Origin of the sequence: Comamonas sp., assembly GCF_009360615.1 — a bacterium.
Lineage (GTDB): Bacteria > Pseudomonadota > Gammaproteobacteria > Burkholderiales > Burkholderiaceae_C > Comamonas.
The window spans coordinates 109,683-129,409 of sequence record NZ_SPEY01000020.1 but is presented as its reverse complement, the minus strand read 5'-3'; the positions used below and the strand labels follow the sequence as shown (position 1 = coordinate 129,409).

The 19,727-nt window shown below is 64.1% G+C and carries 21 protein-coding genes and 2 tRNA genes; 13 read left to right on the top strand and 10 right to left on the bottom strand.

Annotation, left to right across the window (positions count from 1 at the left end; all coding sequences use genetic code 11):
- Positions 1 to 94: 94 nt before the first annotated feature.
- Positions 95 to 1,213: a DUF72 domain-containing protein gene (locus E2583_RS06000; protein WP_291593977.1), complete on the top strand. Its 1,119-nt coding sequence runs from the start codon at positions 95 to 97 to the stop codon at positions 1,211 to 1,213.
- 108 nt (positions 1,214 to 1,321) lie between these two features.
- Here E2583_RS06000 and E2583_RS05995 read toward each other — a convergent pair whose 3' ends face one another.
- Positions 1,322 to 2,425 (bottom strand): enoyl-CoA hydratase/isomerase family protein, encoded by a 1,104-nt coding sequence (locus E2583_RS05995; protein ID WP_291593975.1) that lies wholly within the window; start codon positions 2,423 to 2,425, stop codon positions 1,322 to 1,324.
- A 217-nt stretch (positions 2,426 to 2,642) separates the two neighbouring features.
- On the opposite strand from E2583_RS05995, the gene E2583_RS05990 reads away from it, so the two are divergent.
- Positions 2,643 to 3,083, top strand: a complete 441-nt coding sequence (locus E2583_RS05990) for a YbaN family protein (protein ID WP_291593973.1) — start codon at positions 2,643 to 2,645, stop codon at positions 3,081 to 3,083.
- 99 nt (positions 3,084 to 3,182) lie between these two features.
- On the opposite strand, the gene E2583_RS05985 is transcribed toward E2583_RS05990, so the two are convergent.
- Together E2583_RS05985 and E2583_RS05980 are read right to left on the bottom strand one after the other, a co-directional pair.
- Positions 3,183 to 3,259, bottom strand: a tRNA-Pro gene (locus E2583_RS05985).
- 182 nt (positions 3,260 to 3,441) lie between these two features.
- Positions 3,442 to 3,518, bottom strand: a tRNA-Pro gene (locus E2583_RS05980).
- A 480-nt stretch (positions 3,519 to 3,998) separates the two neighbouring features.
- Here E2583_RS05980 and E2583_RS05975 point away from each other — a divergent pair.
- A complete protein-coding gene (locus E2583_RS05975; RefSeq protein WP_291593972.1) occupies positions 3,999 to 5,036 on the top strand; it encodes a porin in 1,038 nt (345 codons plus the stop codon).
- 92 nt (positions 5,037 to 5,128) lie between these two features.
- Here E2583_RS05975 and E2583_RS05970 read toward each other — a convergent pair whose 3' ends face one another.
- Genes E2583_RS05970 through E2583_RS05955 form a run of 4 tightly spaced genes read right to left on the bottom strand, consistent with a single transcriptional unit; the run spans position 5,129 to position 8,170 of the window.
- Complete coding sequence (locus E2583_RS05970; protein WP_291593971.1) at positions 5,129 to 5,836, bottom strand: hypothetical protein; 708 nt, start codon at positions 5,834 to 5,836, stop codon at positions 5,129 to 5,131.
- Positions 5,833 to 6,822 carry an MlaD family protein gene (locus E2583_RS05965; protein ID WP_291593970.1) on the bottom strand — a complete coding sequence of 330 codons (990 nt, stop codon included), beginning with the start codon at positions 6,820 to 6,822 and terminating at the stop codon, positions 5,833 to 5,835. The genes E2583_RS05970 and E2583_RS05965 overlap by 4 nt, the downstream gene beginning before the upstream one ends.
- 13 nt (positions 6,823 to 6,835) lie before the next feature.
- Complete coding sequence (locus E2583_RS05960) at positions 6,836 to 7,639, bottom strand: ABC transporter permease (protein ID WP_291593969.1); 804 nt, start codon at positions 7,637 to 7,639, stop codon at positions 6,836 to 6,838.
- Positions 7,640 to 7,696: 57 nt separating this feature from the next.
- The gene (locus E2583_RS05955) at positions 7,697 to 8,170 is read right to left on the bottom strand and encodes a Cd(II)/Pb(II)-responsive transcriptional regulator (protein WP_291593968.1); all 474 of its coding nucleotides are present in this window, start codon (positions 8,168 to 8,170) and stop codon (positions 7,697 to 7,699) included.
- Positions 8,171 to 8,209: 39 nt separating this feature from the next.
- On the opposite strand from E2583_RS05955, the gene E2583_RS05950 reads away from it, so the two are divergent.
- From E2583_RS05950 to E2583_RS05910, 9 genes are all read left to right on the top strand, one after another.
- Positions 8,210 to 10,345, top strand: a complete 2,136-nt coding sequence (locus tag E2583_RS05950) for a cation-translocating P-type ATPase (RefSeq protein ID WP_291593967.1) — start codon at positions 8,210 to 8,212, stop codon at positions 10,343 to 10,345.
- Positions 10,342 to 10,728, top strand: a complete 387-nt coding sequence (locus tag E2583_RS05945; protein WP_291593966.1) for a DUF3703 domain-containing protein — start codon at positions 10,342 to 10,344, stop codon at positions 10,726 to 10,728. The genes E2583_RS05950 and E2583_RS05945 overlap by 4 nt, the downstream gene beginning before the upstream one ends.
- A 48-nt stretch (positions 10,729 to 10,776) precedes the next feature.
- Positions 10,777 to 11,232, top strand: a complete 456-nt coding sequence (locus E2583_RS05940; RefSeq protein ID WP_291593964.1) for a hypothetical protein — start codon at positions 10,777 to 10,779, stop codon at positions 11,230 to 11,232.
- A 120-nt stretch (positions 11,233 to 11,352) separates the two neighbouring features.
- Entirely contained in the window at positions 11,353 to 11,721 is a 369-nt protein-coding gene (locus E2583_RS05935) for a hypothetical protein (protein WP_291593963.1), read from the top strand.
- Complete coding sequence (locus E2583_RS05930; protein WP_291593962.1) at positions 11,718 to 13,163, top strand: TolC family protein; 1,446 nt, start codon at positions 11,718 to 11,720, stop codon at positions 13,161 to 13,163. Before E2583_RS05935 ends, E2583_RS05930 begins: the two co-directional genes overlap by 4 nt.
- Position 13,164: 1 nt before the next feature.
- On the top strand, positions 13,165 to 14,571 hold the full coding sequence (locus E2583_RS05925; RefSeq protein WP_291593961.1) for a copper oxidase: 1,407 nt from the start codon (positions 13,165 to 13,167) through the stop codon (positions 14,569 to 14,571).
- Positions 14,572 to 14,586: 15 nt separating this feature from the next.
- Positions 14,587 to 15,069 (top strand): cupredoxin family protein, encoded by a 483-nt coding sequence (locus tag E2583_RS05920; protein ID WP_291593959.1) that lies wholly within the window; start codon positions 14,587 to 14,589, stop codon positions 15,067 to 15,069.
- Between the two features lie 19 nt (positions 15,070 to 15,088).
- The gene (locus tag E2583_RS05915; protein ID WP_291593958.1) at positions 15,089 to 15,577 is read left to right on the top strand and encodes a DUF411 domain-containing protein; all 489 of its coding nucleotides are present in this window, start codon (positions 15,089 to 15,091) and stop codon (positions 15,575 to 15,577) included.
- 20 nt (positions 15,578 to 15,597) lie between these two features.
- Positions 15,598 to 15,966: a copper-binding protein gene (locus E2583_RS05910; protein ID WP_291593957.1), complete on the top strand. Its 369-nt coding sequence runs from the start codon at positions 15,598 to 15,600 to the stop codon at positions 15,964 to 15,966.
- 59 nt (positions 15,967 to 16,025) lie between these two features.
- Here E2583_RS05910 and E2583_RS05905 read toward each other — a convergent pair whose 3' ends face one another.
- Positions 16,026 to 16,535 carry an ankyrin repeat domain-containing protein gene (locus E2583_RS05905; protein WP_291593956.1) on the bottom strand — a complete coding sequence of 170 codons (510 nt, stop codon included), beginning with the start codon at positions 16,533 to 16,535 and terminating at the stop codon, positions 16,026 to 16,028.
- A gap of 42 nt (positions 16,536 to 16,577) precedes the next feature.
- Here E2583_RS05905 and E2583_RS05900 point away from each other — a divergent pair, with 42 nt between their 5' ends.
- Positions 16,578 to 17,780, top strand: a complete 1,203-nt coding sequence (locus E2583_RS05900) for a leucine-rich repeat-containing protein kinase family protein (RefSeq protein ID WP_291593955.1) — start codon at positions 16,578 to 16,580, stop codon at positions 17,778 to 17,780.
- Between the two features lie 3 nt (positions 17,781 to 17,783).
- Here E2583_RS05900 and E2583_RS05895 read toward each other — a convergent pair whose 3' ends face one another.
- The gene (locus tag E2583_RS05895; protein ID WP_291593954.1) at positions 17,784 to 18,626 is read right to left on the bottom strand and encodes a MetQ/NlpA family ABC transporter substrate-binding protein; all 843 of its coding nucleotides are present in this window, start codon (positions 18,624 to 18,626) and stop codon (positions 17,784 to 17,786) included.
- A 205-nt stretch (positions 18,627 to 18,831) separates the two neighbouring features.
- Positions 18,832 to 19,668 carry a MetQ/NlpA family ABC transporter substrate-binding protein gene (locus E2583_RS05890; RefSeq protein WP_291593953.1) on the bottom strand — a complete coding sequence of 279 codons (837 nt, stop codon included), beginning with the start codon at positions 19,666 to 19,668 and terminating at the stop codon, positions 18,832 to 18,834.
- Positions 19,669 to 19,727: the final 59 nt, after the last annotated feature.

Below are 19,727 nucleotides of genomic sequence, written 5' to 3'. Positions count from 1 at the left end.
TAAGTGCAAGCAAACCTTAAAAACTATGCTTTCCATAGCTGCTTTCCCTTGATGAGCAAGCATCGAAAGCATATTTCTTTAGAATTATCAGGACATGCCCGATACTTTCCAGGACGATTTCTTTGCCGATGCGCTGCCTCCTTGCGAGAAACGCGCTGGCAACGCACTGCCTGAAGAAACGCCGCAGGCCGATGACCCCGGTGAACGCAGAACAGGACGCGGCGCGATTGCCCTGGCCCCGGCAGCTGCGCAGTACCAGGAGTTGGCCGCACAACTGCCTTCCCTGCTGCGCATGGGCGTCTCGACCTGGTCCTATCCGGGCTGGGAGGGCTTGGTCTGGGACGGAGCCTATGACAGCAGCGTGCTGGCCAAAAAAGGCCTCACGGCCTATCACCAGCACCCGCTGCTGCGCACTGTCTGCATCGACCGCACTTTCTGGCGACCGCTGACGGCCAGTCAGTACGCCGCCTTTGCCGCCCAGGTCGATGACGACTTCCGCTTTGTCGTCAAATGCCCGGCCGGAATCACCGACGCCCAGGTGCGCAGCGAGGAAGGCAAACCGCGCGAGAGCAACCCGGCGTTTCTCGACCCTGGCCTGGCCATAGAGCATTTTGTGCAGCCCACCCTCGAAGGCCTGGGCGGCAAGCTGGGCGTGCTGGTCTTTCAGCTCAGCCCCCTGCCCTGGAGCCTGCTCAGCCATCCCGGCCTGCTGATGGACAAGCTGGGCCGGCTGCTGGGCGCCGTAGAACAGGCGCTGCACACACATCCGACGGTCGTCGTTGCCGTCGAGGTCAGAGACCCCGAGCTGCTGACTTCGGAGCTGACCCGCACACTCAAGACCCATGGCGCAACCTTCTGTCTGGGCTTGCATGGCAAGATGCCGCCCATCGAGGCGCAATTGGACATGCTGCGTGCGCTATGGCCCGGCCCGCTGGTCTGCCGCTGGAATCTGAATCGGCTCTTCGGTGCCTATGGCTATGCCGATGCCCAGAAAAAGCACCAGCCGTTCAACGAGATCCGCAGCGAGGATCTGCATACCCGGGAGCGGCTGGCCCGCACGATTGCCGGCATCACCGGTGCCGGCCAACCCGCTTTCGTGACCATCAGCAACGATGCCGAGGGATGTGCCCCCCGCTCGATAGCGCTGCTGGCGCAGGCGCTTGCGCGTCTTTCAGACTCAGGCTCTGACAGACATCCGAAGCCGTCATCCTGAATGAATACCCGAATCCCCTCAGTTACCTACTTTCAAAGCGCTGATGGCGATCAAAAAGAAAGCCCGACAGGCCACCAGCCTGCCGGGCTTTCTGGATGAGGACTTCAATCAGTCCTTGAGCGCTGCCAGCGGATGGGAATGCGCAGGCCAGGGGCTGTCAAAGAACGCTTGCCACTCGGCATCGCTCACCTCTTCGATGCTGGCGGGACTCCAGCGCGGGCTGTGGTCCTTGTCCACCGCCAGAGCGCGGATGCCCTCCACGGTCTCGCTACGCCCCGGGCGCAGATAAAAGCAGTGACGCACCATATCGCGCTCCATGCGCAGGTCCTCGGCCAGGCTCATCTGGCGTGCGCGGCGGATCTGCTCCAGCACCACATGCAGCATCAGGGGCGAACGCTTGCGCAGCGTGGCCGCCTCGGCCTGGGCCCAGTCGCTGCCGGCCTGCAAGGCCTTGACAATGGCCGACACCGTGGGCTGAGAGAAGCAGGTGTCGATTTCAATACGGTGTACGGCTGTCTTGGGCTCGGCGCTCACAAAGCGGGAGCGAACGACGGCATTGAGCGCCTCCACATCGGCAAAATCCGTGGTCGCCAGGGTCTCCCAAAGCTCCGCCTGCTGCGCGGCAGGAATGCAGCCATCGGCCAGACCAAAGGCCAGGGCATCGCCCGCACCGATGGTGTCGCCGGTCAAGGCCAGCCATTCACCCACGGCACCGGGGCAGCGCGAGAGAAAATAGCCCCCCCCGACATCCGGAAACAGGCCAATCGCCGTCTCGGGCATGGCCATCTTGGTACGCTCGGTCACGATGCGCAGCGAGCCGCCCTGGCTGATGCCCATGCCACCGCCCATGACGATGCCGTCCATGAACGCGATATAGGGCTTGCCGAAGCTGTGAATCAGATGGTTGAGCGCATATTCCTCGGTGAAGAAATCTTCGAGCTGAGGATTGCCGCTGCTGCCGGCCGCGTGCAGGAAGCGGATGTCGCCCCCCGCGCAGAACGCCCCGAACATGCCTTCCTTGTTGCTGCCACGAATGGCCACGCCCAGAATCGAGTCATCTTTTTGCCAGGCCCGCAAAGTGCCCAGCAGATCGCGCACCATGCCCAGAGACAGCGCATTGAGCGCCTTGGGACGGTTGAGCGTAATCATGCCCAGCTTGCCACGGACTTCGGCAATCACATCGGACATATCGGCGCTCGGGGTGGGGGTCATTGTCTTGCTCCTTGAATCAATTCCATGCTGGTCGTCCATCAGGCACCAGGCCATGGGCGGCCATTATGCGATGGCGGTCCACGCAAGCCGGGACAAGGACGTGACAAATACCGCCAGCATCTGCAGCTACAACGCCCGAACGGACTGCAATGCTGACTAATATGGGAGCCGTGCCCGGCTGCAGCCTCATCCGCTTTTGCAGCCCACCTTCTGCCTCATGAACGATCTGCCGCCACCGCCCGAAAACCCACGCCAGGAACCGCACCTGGAACCCAAGCAGCTTTCCGCGCCGCTGCGCTACCTGCTCATTGCCTTTGCCCTGGTCTGCGTGGTATTGGGGCTGATAGGCGCCGTGGTTCCCGGCATGCCCACCACGGTATTCATACTGATGGCCGCCTGGGCAGCGGTACGCAGTTCGCCCAGACTGCACTGCTGGCTCTATGCCCACCGTGTTTTCGGCCCGCTGCTGCACAACTGGGACAGCGGTGGCAAAGTCAGCCGCCGTACCAAATGGACGGCCACTGCGAGCATGGGCGCCAGCAGCCTGCTGATTCTGTATTTTTCGTACAAGCCATGGCTCACGGCCGTGACGCTGAGCATCATGGCTTGCGTCCTGCTCTGGCTGTGGCTCAGGCCCGAGCCGCAGATTGAAGGGTGACACGCCAGCCGCGATACATGCGCGTGCGCGATGCCGTCTTCGGACGGGAGGGCCGGAATAGAAAAAGGCCCGTGATTTTCATCGCGGGCCTTTTCAATGTGGTCGGAATGGCGGGATTCGAACTCGCGACCCCTTGCACCCCATGCAAGTGCGCTACCAGGCTGCGCTACATTCCGTGTCGATGGCGTTATTGTAACCGATTTTTTGCCCTCTTCAGACAAGTTCGCTGCTGAAGCGATTGCTCGGTCATTAATCACGACGGACGCGCAGCGCTGCAGGTTTAATAGCACCTCGCATCTTCGCACCTGTCCACGCGCATTGAAAAAGGCCTGTGATGACATCACAGGCCTTTTCAAATTGGTCGGAATGGCGGGATTCGAACTCGCGACCCCTTGCACCCCATGCAAGTGCGCTACCAGGCTGCGCTACATTCCGTGTCGATGGAATGAATTATAGGGAGGAAAAAACCCCTCCCCAGGGAAAACGCGCACTTTTTTCAAAAAAGTCTTCAGCCCCTTCGTGGGCAGCCTGCCGACAGGCTTTCCGCAAGTGCAAGCCCGTGGGCTTGCCGGCCCGCACCCTTGCTGGAATCTGCCCGGGCTCCCCGACACCTTGCGGGCACCCACGCCTTGCGCTGGATCAGGCTGATCAGGAATGACTGTTATTCCTTCAATACCCAGCCATCAGTACTCACTCACCCGCCACCGGCGCTCCTTGGTGGCTGTGCATGGCAGCTTCCGTCGCAGCGGGGTGTCACACACAAGTGGTTTCCCGGGGTCCTTGAGGTAAAAAAACCACTGTCATATCACTGAAAAGATGATTTCATCGGCTTCCGCGGAACGGCAGAGCGAGCTGTATACAAACCCCCGCTATATTTCAAAACGTAAATCCAATATCCAACTCGAGAGGACACTCATGAAGACCGCTTTTATCGCCATGGCAGCTGCCCTGGCATGCTCCGGAGCCGCTTATGCCCAGAGCAATGTGCAACTGACCGGACTGGCCGACATGTATGCCGGCTCCGTCAAGATGGCCGGGCAGGCACGCAAGGGCGTTGTCGGTTCCGGTGGCATGACCACCTCCTGGTGGGGCCTGAAGGGCACGGAAGACCTGGGTAGCGGCCTGAAAGTCGATTTCAACATTACCGCCTTCATGCGCATGGATACCGGTGAGATGGGCCGCTTCCCCGGCGACACCTTTTTCTCGCGCGATGCCAACATCGGTCTGAACGGCAGCTTCGGCCGCATCGGCCTGGGCCGCGACAAGGCACCCAACTTCCTGCCCACCATTCTGACCAATCCCTTTGGCGATTCGTTCACCATCTCCCCTCTGGTGCTGCACGCGAACACGCCGACCGCTGCCTGGGGCGGTGCCCGCCTCACCACTCCCGCCGACACCGGCTGGAGCAATATGCTGGTCTACACCACGCCTAACTTCGGCGGTCTGACGGCCAATGTCTACTACCAGTTCGGCGAACAATCGACGCCTGGCAACAAGAACAAGAAGAACGTTGGCGTGAATGCCCTGTACTCCAGCGGTCCGCTGAGCCTGACGGCCTTTTACGAGCGCGACCAGATCACCAACCCCGGCAGCGGCACGGTCATGCCCACCAAGAGCGACTGGATGGTCGGCGGCAGCTACAACTTCGATGTCGTGAAGCTGTACGCCACCTACGGCCAGGCCAAGGTCAAGGATCTGGACAGCAAGAGCAAGACCTACTCGCTGGGTCTGGACATTCCGGTCTCCGGCACACCCGGTACTGTCAAGGCTGCCGTGGCCCGCACCAAGTACGAGGCAGCGACCGACGCCACGCGCACCACAGCGACTCTGGGCTACGACCACTTCCTGTCCAAGCGCACCGACGTCTACACCGCTCTGATGTACGACCGCGTGAGCGATGCCAGCCCCAAGACCGGCACCAGCCTGATCGCCGGTATCCGCCACCGCTTCTAAGCACCGGGTTCGGGCGGGCCTGTGGCCCGCCATCCCCCGCACAGCGAGGCCCCGGCCTCGCTTTTTCATTTCCAAGCCGGCGGCCCGCCTGTTCACTTGGGCGCAGAGGTCTCCAGAAGCTTCAGCCGACGCTGCAGCTGCGCCTGCTTTTCCGCATCGCCGCCCTGCTGCGCAGCCTTGAGTTGCAGCAGCAACCAGGCCATCAAGGGTCTGCGCCAGCCTTGCTCCGATGCGGTGTCGACGCCTTGCTGCTGCAGCCCGGGCGCAGTTGCTCCGCCACGCAGCAGCACGCCCACTGCGACCAGTCGCGAAAGCGGATCCCGGATCCCCGCCACAGCGGCTTCGGCTGGGCCGCCGCTGCCGAGCAACTGCCGCGCCACGCCACGCTGCGCCTCGGGCAAATGCTCGATATCAGCCGCTTGCGGACGGGCCTGCAGATAGCGGGCATAGGCCTGCTCTTGCTGGCCCGCATCCAGCGCCAGCGCCTCATAGGCCGGGCAGCTGTTCCAGTCCAGGCTGGCCACCTGCGCCGCGCAACGCATCAGCTCCAGCCTGGCGGCCTGTGCGGGCTGGCCGGTGCTGGCCACGGCATCGCGCGCCTTCTGCCACTGCAGCGCCTCCACACGCTGCTGCCCCTGCAAATAGGCCTGGGTGGCTTTTTGCGCTGCAGCTTCGGCGCTCAAGGACCAGTCCGGCGCTGCAGGCTGGTTGCCACAAGCCGAAAGCAAAAGAACCGACAGCGCAGATATCGCTCTGCCATATCGACCCAGCGTATTCTTTTCCTTGATTTTTTGCGTCATGGCAGCTTCAACTCCGGCTTGTGGGAAAACGGCCATTTGCGCTGCAGATCATTGAGCACGGACTCCAGCCTCAGCAGGTTGCTTTCCACCTCGGCACGCAGCGCGCCCAGGTCGGTCGAGGCCTCACGGGCATTGCTGCCCACCACCTGCATATCGGCCAGCACGGCATCGACTTTGGCCATGCTTTTGCGCGTATCAGCCAGCAGGCCGTTGAGCTGCTCCATCGTGACCTTGACCTGGGGCATGACACCGTTCGCATCGAAGACCTGGCTGTCGGCACGTGCGACCATGCGGTCCATGCGCCCCAGCAGTGAGTTGGCGCGCTCCAGCATCTGGCCGACCTTCTTCGCTTCCTCATCGCTGCCCAGCACTGCGCCCAGAACGCCGCCTTGCCCCTGCATGCGCTCGGCCAGCTTGCGCACTTCGGCCAGCGATCCGCCCAGTGCCGAATCCGTGGCGGTCAGCGCCGCCACATTGGCCAGCACCTCCTTGGCGGAACTGATGATCTGAGGCAGCTCGGCCGTGGCATCGCCACTGAGCACGGGTCGCACGGAATCCGGCGGCAGCGGTGCATCACCCAGCATGCCGCTATAGGCCTTGATGGTGGTGCCGCCCACCAGTCCCTTGACCAGCGTGAACACACTGGACTGGCGCAACCAGTGGGCATCCTTCTCGGTCACGTCGACAAGAATGCGGACCGAGCCGTCCTCGGCCAGCTCTATCTTGCGCACACGGCCTATGGGAAAGCCCGAGAAAGTCATGTCCATGCCCACCACCACGCCTTCGGAGTCATCGGCCGTCAGCACCAGCCGCTGCGTTGGCTCGAACACCCCGCGCGCGTAGAGCAGATAAGCGGCCGCACTCAGAATCAAGACCAGGGTCAGCGCCAGCAGCGCCGCAGCCTTGGCGCGCAGATGCGCGACGGGTTTGAGGCTGAGCAACTCCTCGTCGATCAACTGTTCCTCGGCCATACGCGTTTCGCTCATGGCTCCATCCTTTTCAGTAATAGTTGCCCATGAGCGAGATCACCTCGATCAGGAGCAACACGGCAAACATGCGCGCAAAACCACCCAGCTCCGCCCCACCCTGCCGATGGCGCGCAACCGGCGTATACATGGCGGATGCCAGCGGCATGACGGCCACCGTGAGGCTGAAAAACCAGGTCTTGAGCACGAACACCAGTGTCAGCGACGGCGTGAAGATCTGGCCGAAGATGCGCGTGTACGAGGAGAAACCGGCGAGGCTGAAGCCATAGACGCTCAGATACACGGTGACCAGGGCCACGATGCAGCTCAGCGCAGCAAGCGTGATGGCCGCAAACACGCCCGCCGCCGCACGCGGCACCAGTGCCGCGCGGACAGGGTCAATGCCTTGCGTCTTCCACTTCGCAAGCTGGCCCTGGGTACGCATCTGCACCACCTGGACGCCGGCCGGAATCGTGCAGCGCATGGCGACGAATAGCGCGGCCGTCAGCGGTATCAGCTCGATCACCATCACCCGCACCACCAGATCCAGCGCATAGCGCGACAATCCATAGCTTTGCGCGGTGACGATGACGATGCGCGCAATCACCGCACACAGCAGGGCCGCCAGCGCCGTAAAGCCCGTGAGTATGGGCGCGGTCTGCGCATACATCTGCTGGGCCAGCATGGCCCGCCCGCGCTTGCGGTAGCTCGACGGCGAGCTGACCAGCACCAGCAGAACGGCCGTCAGATAAATGCTGCGCCACCACGCCAGGGCCTGCGCGCCCAGCGCGGCCCAGATCCGCCCCGGCAGCTTGATGGTGGTTTCGCTCCAGCTCATGCAGGAATGATAGCGTCCACTTCAGACTGCAGGCGCAGCCGACGCTGCTGCAGTCTGTCAGACATGGCGCTTTGCCGCAGCGCTGCCTTGCAGGCCCTCGGGCAGGGGCTCGTCGGCCTGGGCATGCAGGGCTTCGATGATGTGGCAGAAGCTGTCCGAGCCGTCGCACTGACTGCGCAGCTGCATCAGCTCGTGCTCCAGCGCCTGCAGCTCGGCCAGCCGCTCCCGCACATGGCCCAGATGGGCGTCCAGGGTTTTGTTGGCGGCCACGCAATCGGCCTTGCGCGCACCATCGAGGGCCAGCAGGGTGCGCACCTCGTCCAGCGACATGTCCATGGCCCGGCACAGGCGGATAAAGCGCAGGCGGTGCACGTCACCATCCGTGTAGAGCCGGTACTGGTTGTCCTCGCGTACGCCGGGCGAGAGCAGTTGCTCCTTCTCGTAATAGCGGATGTTGGCTGCCGCGATGCCGGAGCGCCTGGCCGCCTCGCCGATGCGCCAGCGCGGAATATCGTGAGAATTGAGCGACATGCTTGACCTTGAAGTGACTTTATTGTTTTCAATACTGCCATGAAGCAAGAAAGCCTGTCCACCCACGCCCATGGCGGCGGCCACAATGGTCATTCACATGATCACGATCATGCACATCCGCATGCACATGTGCCAGCCACTTCGAAACCTATTGCCGACACAGCCACATCGGCCTGCGGAACCGGTTGCTGCGCACCGTTTTCCATCAGCGAGCCGGCCAAGAGTAAGGTTCATGATGAGGATGACGGTCACGACCATGCCCACGACCATGGCGTGCTGCCCGGCTGGCCGCGCATCTATGCCGCTCTGGCCGCAGCTCTGGCCGCCGAGGCCTGCCACTGGTTTGGCGGCGACGGTGCCAACGCGACGCTTCAATATCTGGGCATGGCGCTGGCCGTACTGGGCATAGCGTTGTCGGGCCTGGGCGTCTACAAGGCGGGAATCAAGGATTTGCTGCGCTTCAAGCTCGGCATTCATGCCCTGATGGCCGTGGCCGTCACGGGCGCCTTCATCATCGGCCAGTGGCCCGAAGCCGCCATGGTCATGGCCCTCTATGCGGCGGCCGAGCGCATCGAAGACCAGGCCATGGACAAGGCACGCCTGGCCATCCGCAATCTGCTGCAGCTCGCGCCCGAGACCGCCGACGTGCTGCAGGCCGACGGCAGCACTGTGCGCATGGCCGCCCGCGAGGTGCCCATGGGCGCCGTGCTGCGCGTGACACCCGGCGCCCGCGTGCCGCTGGACGGTCTGGTCACCGAAGGGGAAAGCTCGGTCAACCAGGCTCCCATCACGGGCGAAAGCGCGCTGGCGCACAAAGCCCCGGGCGACGAGCTGTATGCCGGCTCCATCAACCAGGACGGCGAACTGCATCTGCGCGTGACCGCGCCGGCCAGCGACAGCCTGATTGCGCGCATCGTCCATGCCGTGGAACGGGCGCAGTCCTCCAAGGCCCCCACCCAGCGCTTTGTCGACCGCTTTGCCGAGATCTACACCCCCATCGTGCTGGTGCTGGCGATGGCCCTGGGCCTGCTCGCGCCCTGGCTGCTGGACTGGAGCTGGCATCAGGCCGCTTACCAGGCCTTGGCCCTGCTGGTCATTGCCTGCCCCTGCGCCCTGGTGCTGTCCACCCCCGTCACCGTGGTCAGCGCCCTCACGGCAGCCGCCAAGCGCGGCATTCTCATCAAGGGCGGCAGCGCACTGGAGTCGGCCCGCCAGCTCAAGGCGATTGCACTTGACAAGACCGGCACACTGACCACGGGCGCCCCCAGGCTGGTGGACTGGCAGAGCTGGAATGCAGCGCACGGCGATGATGCCGCCGCCCGCGCCTATGCGCTGGCATCGCGCTCCGACCACCCCGTCTCGCGTGCGATTGCCCAGGGGCTGCAGACGCAGATCGACAAGGACTTTGCAGAAGCCCAGCAACTGCAGGCCCTGCCCGGCCGCGGCGTGCAGGCCCAGATCGGCGGTGAACGCTGGACGCTCGCCAATCTGCGCTGGGTGGCCGAGCAAGGCTGGGACAGTGCCGAACTCCGGGCTGCGCTGATGCAGCAGGAGCAGCAAGGCCGTACCGTCACCCTGCTGGCCAATGAGCAGGGCGTGCAGGCGCTGTTTGCCGTGGCCGACCCGCTGCGCCCCCAGGCCAAGGCCGCCGTGGCACAGCTGCAGGCGCTGGGCGTCAAGCCTGTGGTGCTCAGCGGCGACAACAGCGCCACCGTGCGCACGGTGGCTGCGGAAGCGGGCATCAGCGATGCACGCGGCAATATGCTGCCCGAGGACAAGCTCAAGACCCTGAGCGAGCTCCAGCACGCCATCGGCCCCACGGCCATGACAGGTGACGGCATCAATGACGCGCCGGCCCTGGCCCAGGCCGACATTGGCTTTGCCATGGGCGGCATGCATGCCACCGACATGGCCATGGAGACTGCGGATGTGGTGCTCATGAACGACGACCTGCGCCGCATCCCCGAGGTGGTCGATCTCTCCCGGCGCGCGCACGGGGTGCTGTGGCAGAACATCAGCCTGGCCCTGGGCATCAAGCTGGCCTTCTTCATTCTGGCCGTCAGCGGCAATGCCAGCATGTGGCTCGCCGTGCTGGCCGATATGGGCGTGAGCCTGCTGGTGGTCGCCAATGGACTGCGGCTGCGCCGCTGGGGCAGCGACAGGGAGGCGGCATGACCGACGCCCAGCGCCGCGCCGCCTTCGCTCACCTGCTGCACCGCTTCCATTCGAGCCAGGACCTGGAGCCCGCACAGCGCTGGCTGCTGCTGGAGGCAAGCCATGTACTGGGCCAGCAGCTGCTGGGTCTGCACTGGCGATCCCACTGCTGGATGCTGCGCCATGCGCTGCAACTGCGCGATGCCAGGGAGGTGGCCGGCCAGTTGCTGCGCCTTGCCCTGCTGCCCGCAGGCCACCTGCTGGACCGGCTGCCACGCGGCAACACGGGCCGCGCCACGGTGCCGGCCACCCTGCCCATGGACATGCCGCCGGCCGTATCGGTCCTGATTGCCGAGGCCCTGCGCGCCACGCTCCACGCCCCGCGGCAAAGGCCACGTGTCTGAGGAACTTCGCGCCTCGGTCAGGTATCATTCAAACCTATGCGCCGCCCCTTGTCCATTGTCCTGGTCTTGCTGCTGGTCCTTCGTGGCCTGCTGGGCAACGCCATGGCCATGGGGACTGCACCGGTCATGTCGCCCCTGGCGTCGGCTGCCGCATCTGCTCCTGCGCGGTCTTCGGTGTCGGCACTCCACCATCACGCGCCGGAAATCGCGCATTCGCCGGACCGCTCCGCGCATCATCATGCGGCGCACGCCGCAGATCACACCTCACACGCCGAGCACCCTGGAGGCTGCGTCTCCCAGGCCGGCAGCCCTTCGGGCGGCGGCTGCGGGGAACATGAACACGGGCCCAGTTGCACCCTGTGCGGCATCTGCCATTCGGCCCTGTTCACTCCTGGCCAGATCGATTCGGACGGCCCAGCGCCGGCCGCCGCTCTGCGCCCCCGAGGCAGCGCGCGCTTTGCCAGCGCGGTCACGCTGCAAGCCATCAAGCCCCCCATTTCCTGAAGCCTGACGCCCTCACTGCGTCCGCGCCATCCCTGCCGCCTCTTCCATGGGCAGCCCCTTGCGGGCATGGCGGGCCTCCGGCCGCGGATGCGTTGTCCGTTTCGCATTCAGGAGAACACCATGCGCCGTGCGCATTTTCTCGCCCCCCTCATCCCCTTTGGGCTGGCGGCCCTTGCCGCATACAGCCTCGCGACCCGGGCCCAGGCCCATGATGGCGGCCCCCCCCCGGCCTCGTCCTCCGCGGGACTGACCGATGCCGTCGATCCGGCCGCAGCCAGCCTGCCGCTGCACCATGTGGCGCTGCCGGCCAGTGGCGCGGTGGAAACCGAGCTGGCCGACTGGCGCCAGGCCAATGCGGCCGTGGCAGAGTTTCCCCGCGGCCATGCGGACATCCTGCGCTGGGAAGCGACCCAAGCCGGCCGATCTCCCCCTGCGCCCGCCGGTCAAGGCCCGAACGACAGGCACATGTTGCACGGAGGTCGGCCATGAAGCCCTCCCTCTTCGCTTCCCTCCGGCTGGTCGGCGCCATGGCTGCCGTGCTGGCCCTGGCCGGCTGTACCAGCATCTCGCCCGACGGACTGCGTGGCGAGGTGGCCAGATTTACCGAAGGCAGGCTACCCGCAGGCGCGCAACTGCCGTCGCCGGACGCCCTGGCCCTTCAGGATGCGCAGGCCCGGATTTCCGAATGGCTCAAAGCCCCTGTCGATGCCGACACCGCCGTGCGCATCGCCCTGCTCAACAACCCCGGCCTGCAGGCCCAGCTGGCACAGCTCGGCATTGCCGACGCACAGCGCGTGCAAGTGCTGACCCTGCCCAACCCGAGCTTTACCTTCGGCCGTTTTCACAACAGCCACGAGCGGGAGATCGAGCGCCAGCTCAGCTTCGGGCTGGTGCAGCTCATCACCTTGCCCTGGCGCAGCCGCTGGCAGGGCTGGCAGATGGAACAGGCCACGCTGACGGCCGCGCAGCAGGTGCTGCTGCTGGCTGCCGACACGCGCCGCGCGTGGCTGCGCGCCGTGGCAGCCGAGCAGGCCCTGGTCGCCAACGAACGCATGCACGAGGCTGCGGCCCTGGGAGGCGAGCTGGCACGCCGCATGGCCCAGGTCGGCAACTTCAGCAAGATGGACCAGGCGCGTGAGCTGGTCCAGCAGCAGCAAGCCGCAGCCCAGCTGGCACGCGCCCGTCTGAACGCCCAGCTGGAACGAGAGCAGCTGGCCCGTCGCATGGGTCTGTGGGGACAGCAACTGGCCTACCAGCTGCCTGCCCAACTGCCCGCCCTGCCGAAAGCAGCCGAATTGCGTAGTGGCGATGACGCCGAGGCCACCGCCCTGCGCCAGCGGCTGGATCTGGGAGCGCTGCGACGCGACCTGGATGTGACCGCCGGCCGCCAGGGCTGGGCCACGATTGGCAGCATCTTTGGCGATATCGGCGCCAGCTACAGCAACAACACCAGCACGGACAGAGCCACGGGCCACAGCGACAAGACCCAGGGCTGGGAGTTCGACGTGCCGCTGCCGCTGTTCGACTGGGGCTTTGCCGCACGCGGCATGGCACGCCACCAGGTGCTGCGCAGTGCCTCGCTGCTGCGCGACAACGCCATACGCGCGCGCAGCGAGGCCCGCAGCCACTGGCTGGCCTACCGCACGGCCTACGACCTGGCCCGGCAGCAGCAGGCCGAGGTCCTGCCCCTGGCCAAGCTGATGCAGGAAGAAACCGTCTACCGCTACAACGGCATGTTCACGAGTGTGTGGCAATTGCTGGCCCAGGCCCGCAGCACCGCGCAGGCCGTGGTGACCGCCACCGAGGCCCAGCGCGACTTCTGGCTGGCCGAGACCGATCTGCGCCTGGCCCTCACAGCCACATCGCCAGGAACCCCCTCCACCATCAACACCCGCGCAGCACCCGCTGCGAGCAACGAAGCAGGTCACTGAGATGCAACGCCGATCCTTTTTCACCGGCGCGGCCACTGCCGTGGCAGCCGCCACAACTTCAATGGCCGTCAGCCGGGTGGCCATGGCAGCGCTGCCCGAGCCCGTCGTGCAGGGCAGCGCCGACACGGCAGGGCCTCTGACGCCACCCAATGGCCGCCCCTACCAGGGCGTGGTCACGCTCAACGGCTGGACCACGCCCTGGCGCATGAATGCGGGCGTCAAGGAGTTCCACCTCGTGGCAGAGCCCGTGGTGCGCGAGGTGGCGCCCGGTTTTTTCGTCAATATGTGGGGCTACAACGGCCAGTCGCCGGGGCCCACGATCGAGGTGGTGGAAGGCGACAAGGTGCGCATCTTCGTCACCAACCGCCTGCCCGAGAGCACCACCATCCACTGGCATGGCCAGCGTCTGCCCAACGGCATGGATGGCGTGGGCGGCCTGAACCAGCCCCACATCCCGCCGGGCAGGACCTTTGTCTACGAGTTCGAGGCGCGCCGCCCCGGGACCTTCATGTACCACCCCCATTCGGATGAGATGGTGCAGATGGCCATGGGCATGATGGGCTTGTGGATCACCCACCCCAGGACAGCCCACCCGCTGATCGACAAGGTGCAGCGGGACTATGCCTTCCTGCTCAGCGCCTATGCGGTCGAACCCGGCACCATGACGCCGCGCATCAACGAGATGACGGATTTCAATATCTGGACCTTCAACAGCCGTGTGTTTCCCGCCATCAGCCCGCTGGTGGCGCGTCAGGGCGACAAGGTGCGCATACGCGTGGGCAATCTGACCATGACCAACCACCCCATCCATATCCACGGCCATGAGTTCGAAGTCACGGGAACCGACGGTGGCCCCGTTCCGAAGTCCGCCCGCTGGCCCGAGGTGACGACGGATGTGGCCGTGGGCCAGATGCGCCAGGTGGAATTCATCGCCGACGAGCCCGGCGACTGGGCCTTCCATTGCCACAAGAGCCACCACACCATGGGCGCCATGGGTCACACAGTACCCACCATGATCGGCGTGGACCACCGTGGCCTGGTGGGCAAGATCCAGAAGATCGTGCCCGACTACATGGTGATGGGAGAACGCGGCATGGGCGACATGGGCAGCATGCACATGCCGCTACCCGACAACACCTTTCCCATGATGACCGGCAAAGGCCCCTACGGCCCCATAGAGATGGGCGGCATGTTCACCATCTTCAAGGTGCGCAAGAACCTGGGCGCCAACGACTACGGCGATCCCGGCTGGTACCCGCAGCCCAAGGGCACGCAAGCCTATGAATGGCAGGGCGCACCTTTCGATGCCAAGGCACCGCGCCAGAGCACGCCCGGCACCGCGCCCGGTGCCGCCACCGTACGCAAACCCGAAACCGGCTCCGCCATGGGCGGCCACGACACGCACTGAAACCAGGAGATTGTCATGAGGACTGTTCAATTCATCGCTGCCGGCGCTTTGGCAGCAATCGCCAGTGCCAGTGTTGCGCATGGAAACGCCAGCCATGCCGACGGCCCCGTGACCAGGGAACAAAAACCCTGGGGCATTGCCGCCGAGGCCCAGGAGGTCCAGCGCAGCCTGACCATCCAGATGACCGACGACATGCGCTTCAGCCCCAGCCATTTCATAGTGAAAAAGGGCGAGACCCTGCGCCTGCGCGTGGTCAACCAAGGTCAGCTCATGCATGAGATGGTGCTGGGCACCAAGGCTTCTCTGGGCGAGCACGCGCAGATGATGCTCAGGCACCCTGGCATGGAGCATGCCGAACCCTTCATGGCCCATGTCGCGCCCGGCAAGGCAGAAGACCTGGTATGGAATTTCAACCGCACGGGGGAGTTCGACTTCGCCTGCCTGATCCCCGGCCACTACCAGGCCGGCATGACAGGACGTCTCACCGTCACCGAATAACGCAAGAAAGGAATTTCCGATGACAAGCACCAACCGCCGCCACGCCCTGCATCTGCTGGCCGCTGCCGCCGGCGTGGCTGCACTGCCCGCAATGGCGACTGCTCCTGCCATGACCGCCATGGAGGTCTGGAAAGACCCGAACTGCGGCTGCTGCAAGGACTGGATTGAACTCATGGAGCAGGCAGGCTTCTCCGTCAAAGTGCACGACGTGGGCAATACCACCGTGCGCGCCAGGCTGGGCCTGCCGGCCCGACTGGGTTCCTGCCATACGGCCCTGGTGGGCGGCTATCTGGTGGAAGGCCACGTGCCAGCCGCCGATGTGCACAAGCTGCTGAGGCAAAAACCCAAGGCCCTGGGCATCGCCGTACCGGGCATGCCCATTGGCAGTCCCGGCATGGACGGGCCCGAATATGGTGGCCGCAAGGACCCCTACGACGTGCTGCTGGTCAAGAGGAACCTCATGAACAGCGAGGTCAGCACTTCCGTCTTCACCAGCCACCGCGGCTGACCCCCATTCAGGAGAACATGATGAAAAAACTCTTTCACACCCCTTGGACAGCCCTGAGCCTCGGCATTGCACTGGCTTCTCCCGCCTTCGCACAGGATCACTCGGCGCATGCAGGTCACGCTGCGACGACCAATGCTGCGGCAGCCGCACCAACCGGCCAGACCGAGGTGCTGACTGCAGGTGAAATCACCCGTGTGGATGGCCGCACCGGAAAGCTGACGATCCGCCATGAAGAGATCAAGAACCTGGACATGCCTCCCATGACCATGGTGTTTGCGCTGTCAGACTCCGCACAGTCGGCCTCCTTCAAGCCCGGTGACAAGGTGCGGTTCCGTGCGGAGGACAGGGACGGCACGCTGATCATCACCCGCATTCAGCCAGCTTCCTGATGCTGCCTCGCGGCTGAGCCGATGGCGACGCCATGCGACCATGGCATCTCGTCATCCCGTCACCGCCCTGTGGGCGGGGCGGCCACATGGCCTGCCACACGCTCCAGCAGATCCCCGGGCACATCACGACCGCCGTGCACCAGCAGATCATGGGCATTGCGACCCTGGGCGTCTCTTCGCCGGAGATCGACCCCGGCCGACCAGAACCAGCGCACAGCCTCCCAGGCGCCATGCTCCACAGCCAACAGATACGGGGTGCGGCCTTTGCCATCCCCGGTCTTGTCGAGATCTGCACCCGCTTGCCGCAACACCTGCAGCATCTCTGTGCGCCCGTTGAAGGCCGCCCAGGCGGTAGCAGTCATGCCCGTTGCCAGGCTCACCTGATCCAGCGGGCTGCCTTGCTCCACCAGCCATTGCGCTGCGGCATCGTTGCCGCAATTGAGGGCCGTGATCAGCGCATTGAGGCCTGTGCTCTTTTGCACATAGGCAATATCGTCACCGTCCTTCAGGCGCAGCGCCAGTGCCGAGATCTCCCCTTTTTCAGCAGCCTTGAGCAGTTTCAGGCTCATCTCCGTACCTCCATCGTGCGTGGAGCTTAGACTGCGCGTCCTATGTTGACGCTAGAACAGTTTCACTCCGGGCTGGCCAATGGTTCACTGGCCGGCGCCCACCATATCAGGCTCAGCGATGGCCTGAGCGAGTTCCCAGCCGCGCTTTATCAGCTGACCGAGACGCTGGAGATCCTCGATCTTTCGGGCAACCAGCTCAGCACCCTGCCCGATGATCTGACGCGTTTTACGCGGCTGCGCATTCTGTTTGCCTCGAACAATCCGTTCGGTGAACTGCCCCACGTGCTGGGCCGCATGCCGCAACTCGAAGTGGTGGGCTTCAAGGCGTGCCGCATCAGGCATGTGCCAGAGGACAGCCTGCCGGCGCGCCTGCGCTGGCTGATTCTCACGGACAACCACGTGCAACAGCTGCCAGAGTCCATTGGTCAATGCACGCGCCTGCAAAAGCTCATGCTGTCGTGCAACCAGCTGGGCCAGCTCCCCCGGAGCCTGGAGCATTGCCAGGCACTGGAGCTGCTGCGCATTGCAAGCAACCGCTTCGAAGATGCGCCCGAAGTCATCTTCCGGCTGTCACATCTGGCATGGCTGGCGCTGGCAGGCAATCCAATGACTCAAAAACAGGAGCTGGATACGATTTCAGGGCATGGGATTGAGCCCATTTTTTATCAAAATCTGCAAATCGCCGGCAAGCTGGGCGAAGGTGCCAGCGGCCATCTCTACCGCGCCAGCCTCAACGGACAGGATCTGGCGCTCAAGGTTTTCAAGGCCGCCCGGACCAGCGACGGCACACCGCAGTCCGAACTGGCAGCCGGCATTGCGGCAGGGCAGCACCCTCATCTGCTGACGCCACTGGCGCAGGTCATGGGTGCGCCCGGCGGGAAAATGGCCACGGCCCTGCCTTTGCTGGATTCCGCCATGCAGCCGCTGGCCGGTCCGCCCAGCTTCGACAGTTGCACACGGGATGTCTATGACCCCGAACTGCGTCTTCAGGCGGGCTTGGCGCGTCAGCTGCTGCAAGGCATACGCTCTGGCATCGCCCACCTGCACGGCCGAGGTCTGCTGCATGGCGATCTGTATGCGCACAATGTCCTGTGCAATCTGCAGACCGGGCAGGCAGTGCTCGGCGACTTTGGCGCCGCCGCGCTTTTGCAGGGTCTGCCCGAAGCGCAGAAAGCGCAGCTGCAGCAGATCGAGCTGCGTGCGCTGCGCCATCTGGAGCATGAGGTTCAGGCCCTGGTCGGCTGAGGCCTATTGCAGAAAGGCAGGCTTGGCATAGCCCGCAAACCTGCTGTCCACCACGCCCTTGAACTCGGCGGACTTGTAGGCTGCAGCCAGATCCTTGGCCCACTGCGCATCCTTGTCCCTGGTCTTGACGGCCACGATGTTCAGATAGTGCTCGGGGGTCTTTTCCAGCAGCACCGAGTCTGAAAGCTTCAGGCCCGAGGAAATCGCAAAGTTTCCGTTGATGATGGCGTACTGCGCATCGTCAAGCGCACGCGGCAGATGGGCCGCATCCAGAGGCACGAGCTTGATCTTCTTGGGATTGGAGGCCAGATCCAGCTCGGACACCCGCAGCGGGTTCACGCCTTCCTTGAGCTTGACCAGCCCCGCCTGCTGCAGCAGCAGGATGCCCCGCGCCAGGTTGCTGGCGTCGTTGGGCAAGGCGATACGATCTCCCTCCTTCAGTTCGGCCAGGCTCTTGCGCTGCTTACTGTAGACGCCCATCGGCGCAATCGGCCCCTGCACCAGGGCAGTCAGATCCAGCTTGCGATCCCCCTTGAACTGGTTGAAATACACCTCGTGCTGGAAGAAGTTGGCGTCCAGCGAACCGTCGGCCAGGGCCAGATTGGGCTGCACATAGTCGTTGAACTCCACCAGGCGCACCTTGTAGCCCTTCTTCTGCAGGATGGGCACGATGCCATATTGCAGCTGATCGATGTTGGAGCCGGCCGTGCCGCCGATGACCAATTGCTTTTTGCCGGCGTCCTGCGCCGCCGCCGGCAGGGCGCCCATGACCAGTGCAGCGCCTGCCAGCAGAGTGGTGGTCAGAAAACTGCGGCGGCGCGGTGCCACGGAAAAAAGGTGGGTCATGCTTGCTCCTCGTCGATGTACTGAGTTTTGATGCGAAAGGTTTGGCTCTGCAGCATGCAGAGGCCTTTGCAGTATCCAGACCGCGGAGGCAAATTCCAACTAATAAAAACCCATGCTCTTATTTGCTTTTCATCTAAAACCAGCCAATCCACGGGTATGAAAAAAGGGCCGCATTGCGGCCCTTGGCGTCTTCAGTCCAGCCCGATCACTTCAGGAAGGCAGGCTTGGAGTAGCCGGGAAACTGGCTGTCCACAACGGCCTTGAACTCAGGCGAGCGGTAGGCGGCGGCCAGATCCTTGGCCCACTGGCTGTTTTCGTTGCCGGTCTTCACGGCCACGACGTTCAGGTAAAGATCGGGAGTCTTTTCCAGCACCACGGCCTCGCTCAGCTTCAGGCCCGAGGAAACGGCAAAATTGCCGTTGACCACCACATAGTCGGCATCCTCCAGCACGCGCGGCAGCTGGGCGGCCTCCAGCGCCACGAACTTGAGCTTGTGGGGGTTTGCGGCCAGATCCAGCTCCGAGATGCGAGCCGGGTTCACGCCATCCTTGACCTTGACCAAACCGGCCTGCTGCAGCACCAGCAATGCACGGGCCAGATTGCTGGGATCGTTGGGCAGAGCCACCTTGGCACCACTCTTGATATCGACCAAGGATTTGTGCTTCTTGCTGTAGACGCCCATGGGTGCCACCGGGCCTTGCGCAATCGCGCTCAGCGCCAGCTTGCGGTCAGTGGTGAACTGCTCGAAATAGGCGCGATGCTGGAAGAAGTTGGCATCCAGCGATCCGTCCGACAGCGCCAGATTGGGCTGCACATAGTCGTTGAACTCGATCAGCTTGATCTGGTAGCCCTTTTTCTGCAGCTGGGGCACGATGCCTTTTTGCAGCAGGTCGTAATTGGAGCCGGCGGTGGCGCCAATCAGCAGGTTCTTCTTGACCGGGTCCTGCGCCAGAGCGGGCACGCCGGCGGTCGCCAGCAATGCGACTGCAGCAGTGGCGAGAACGGCCCGGCGACTGGCAGCAAAGGAAAAATGGGCGGGCATGGATCACTCCTTGAATGTGGTGCGCGTGGGCAGCACGGCTCTCATTTGTTTACCGCGCT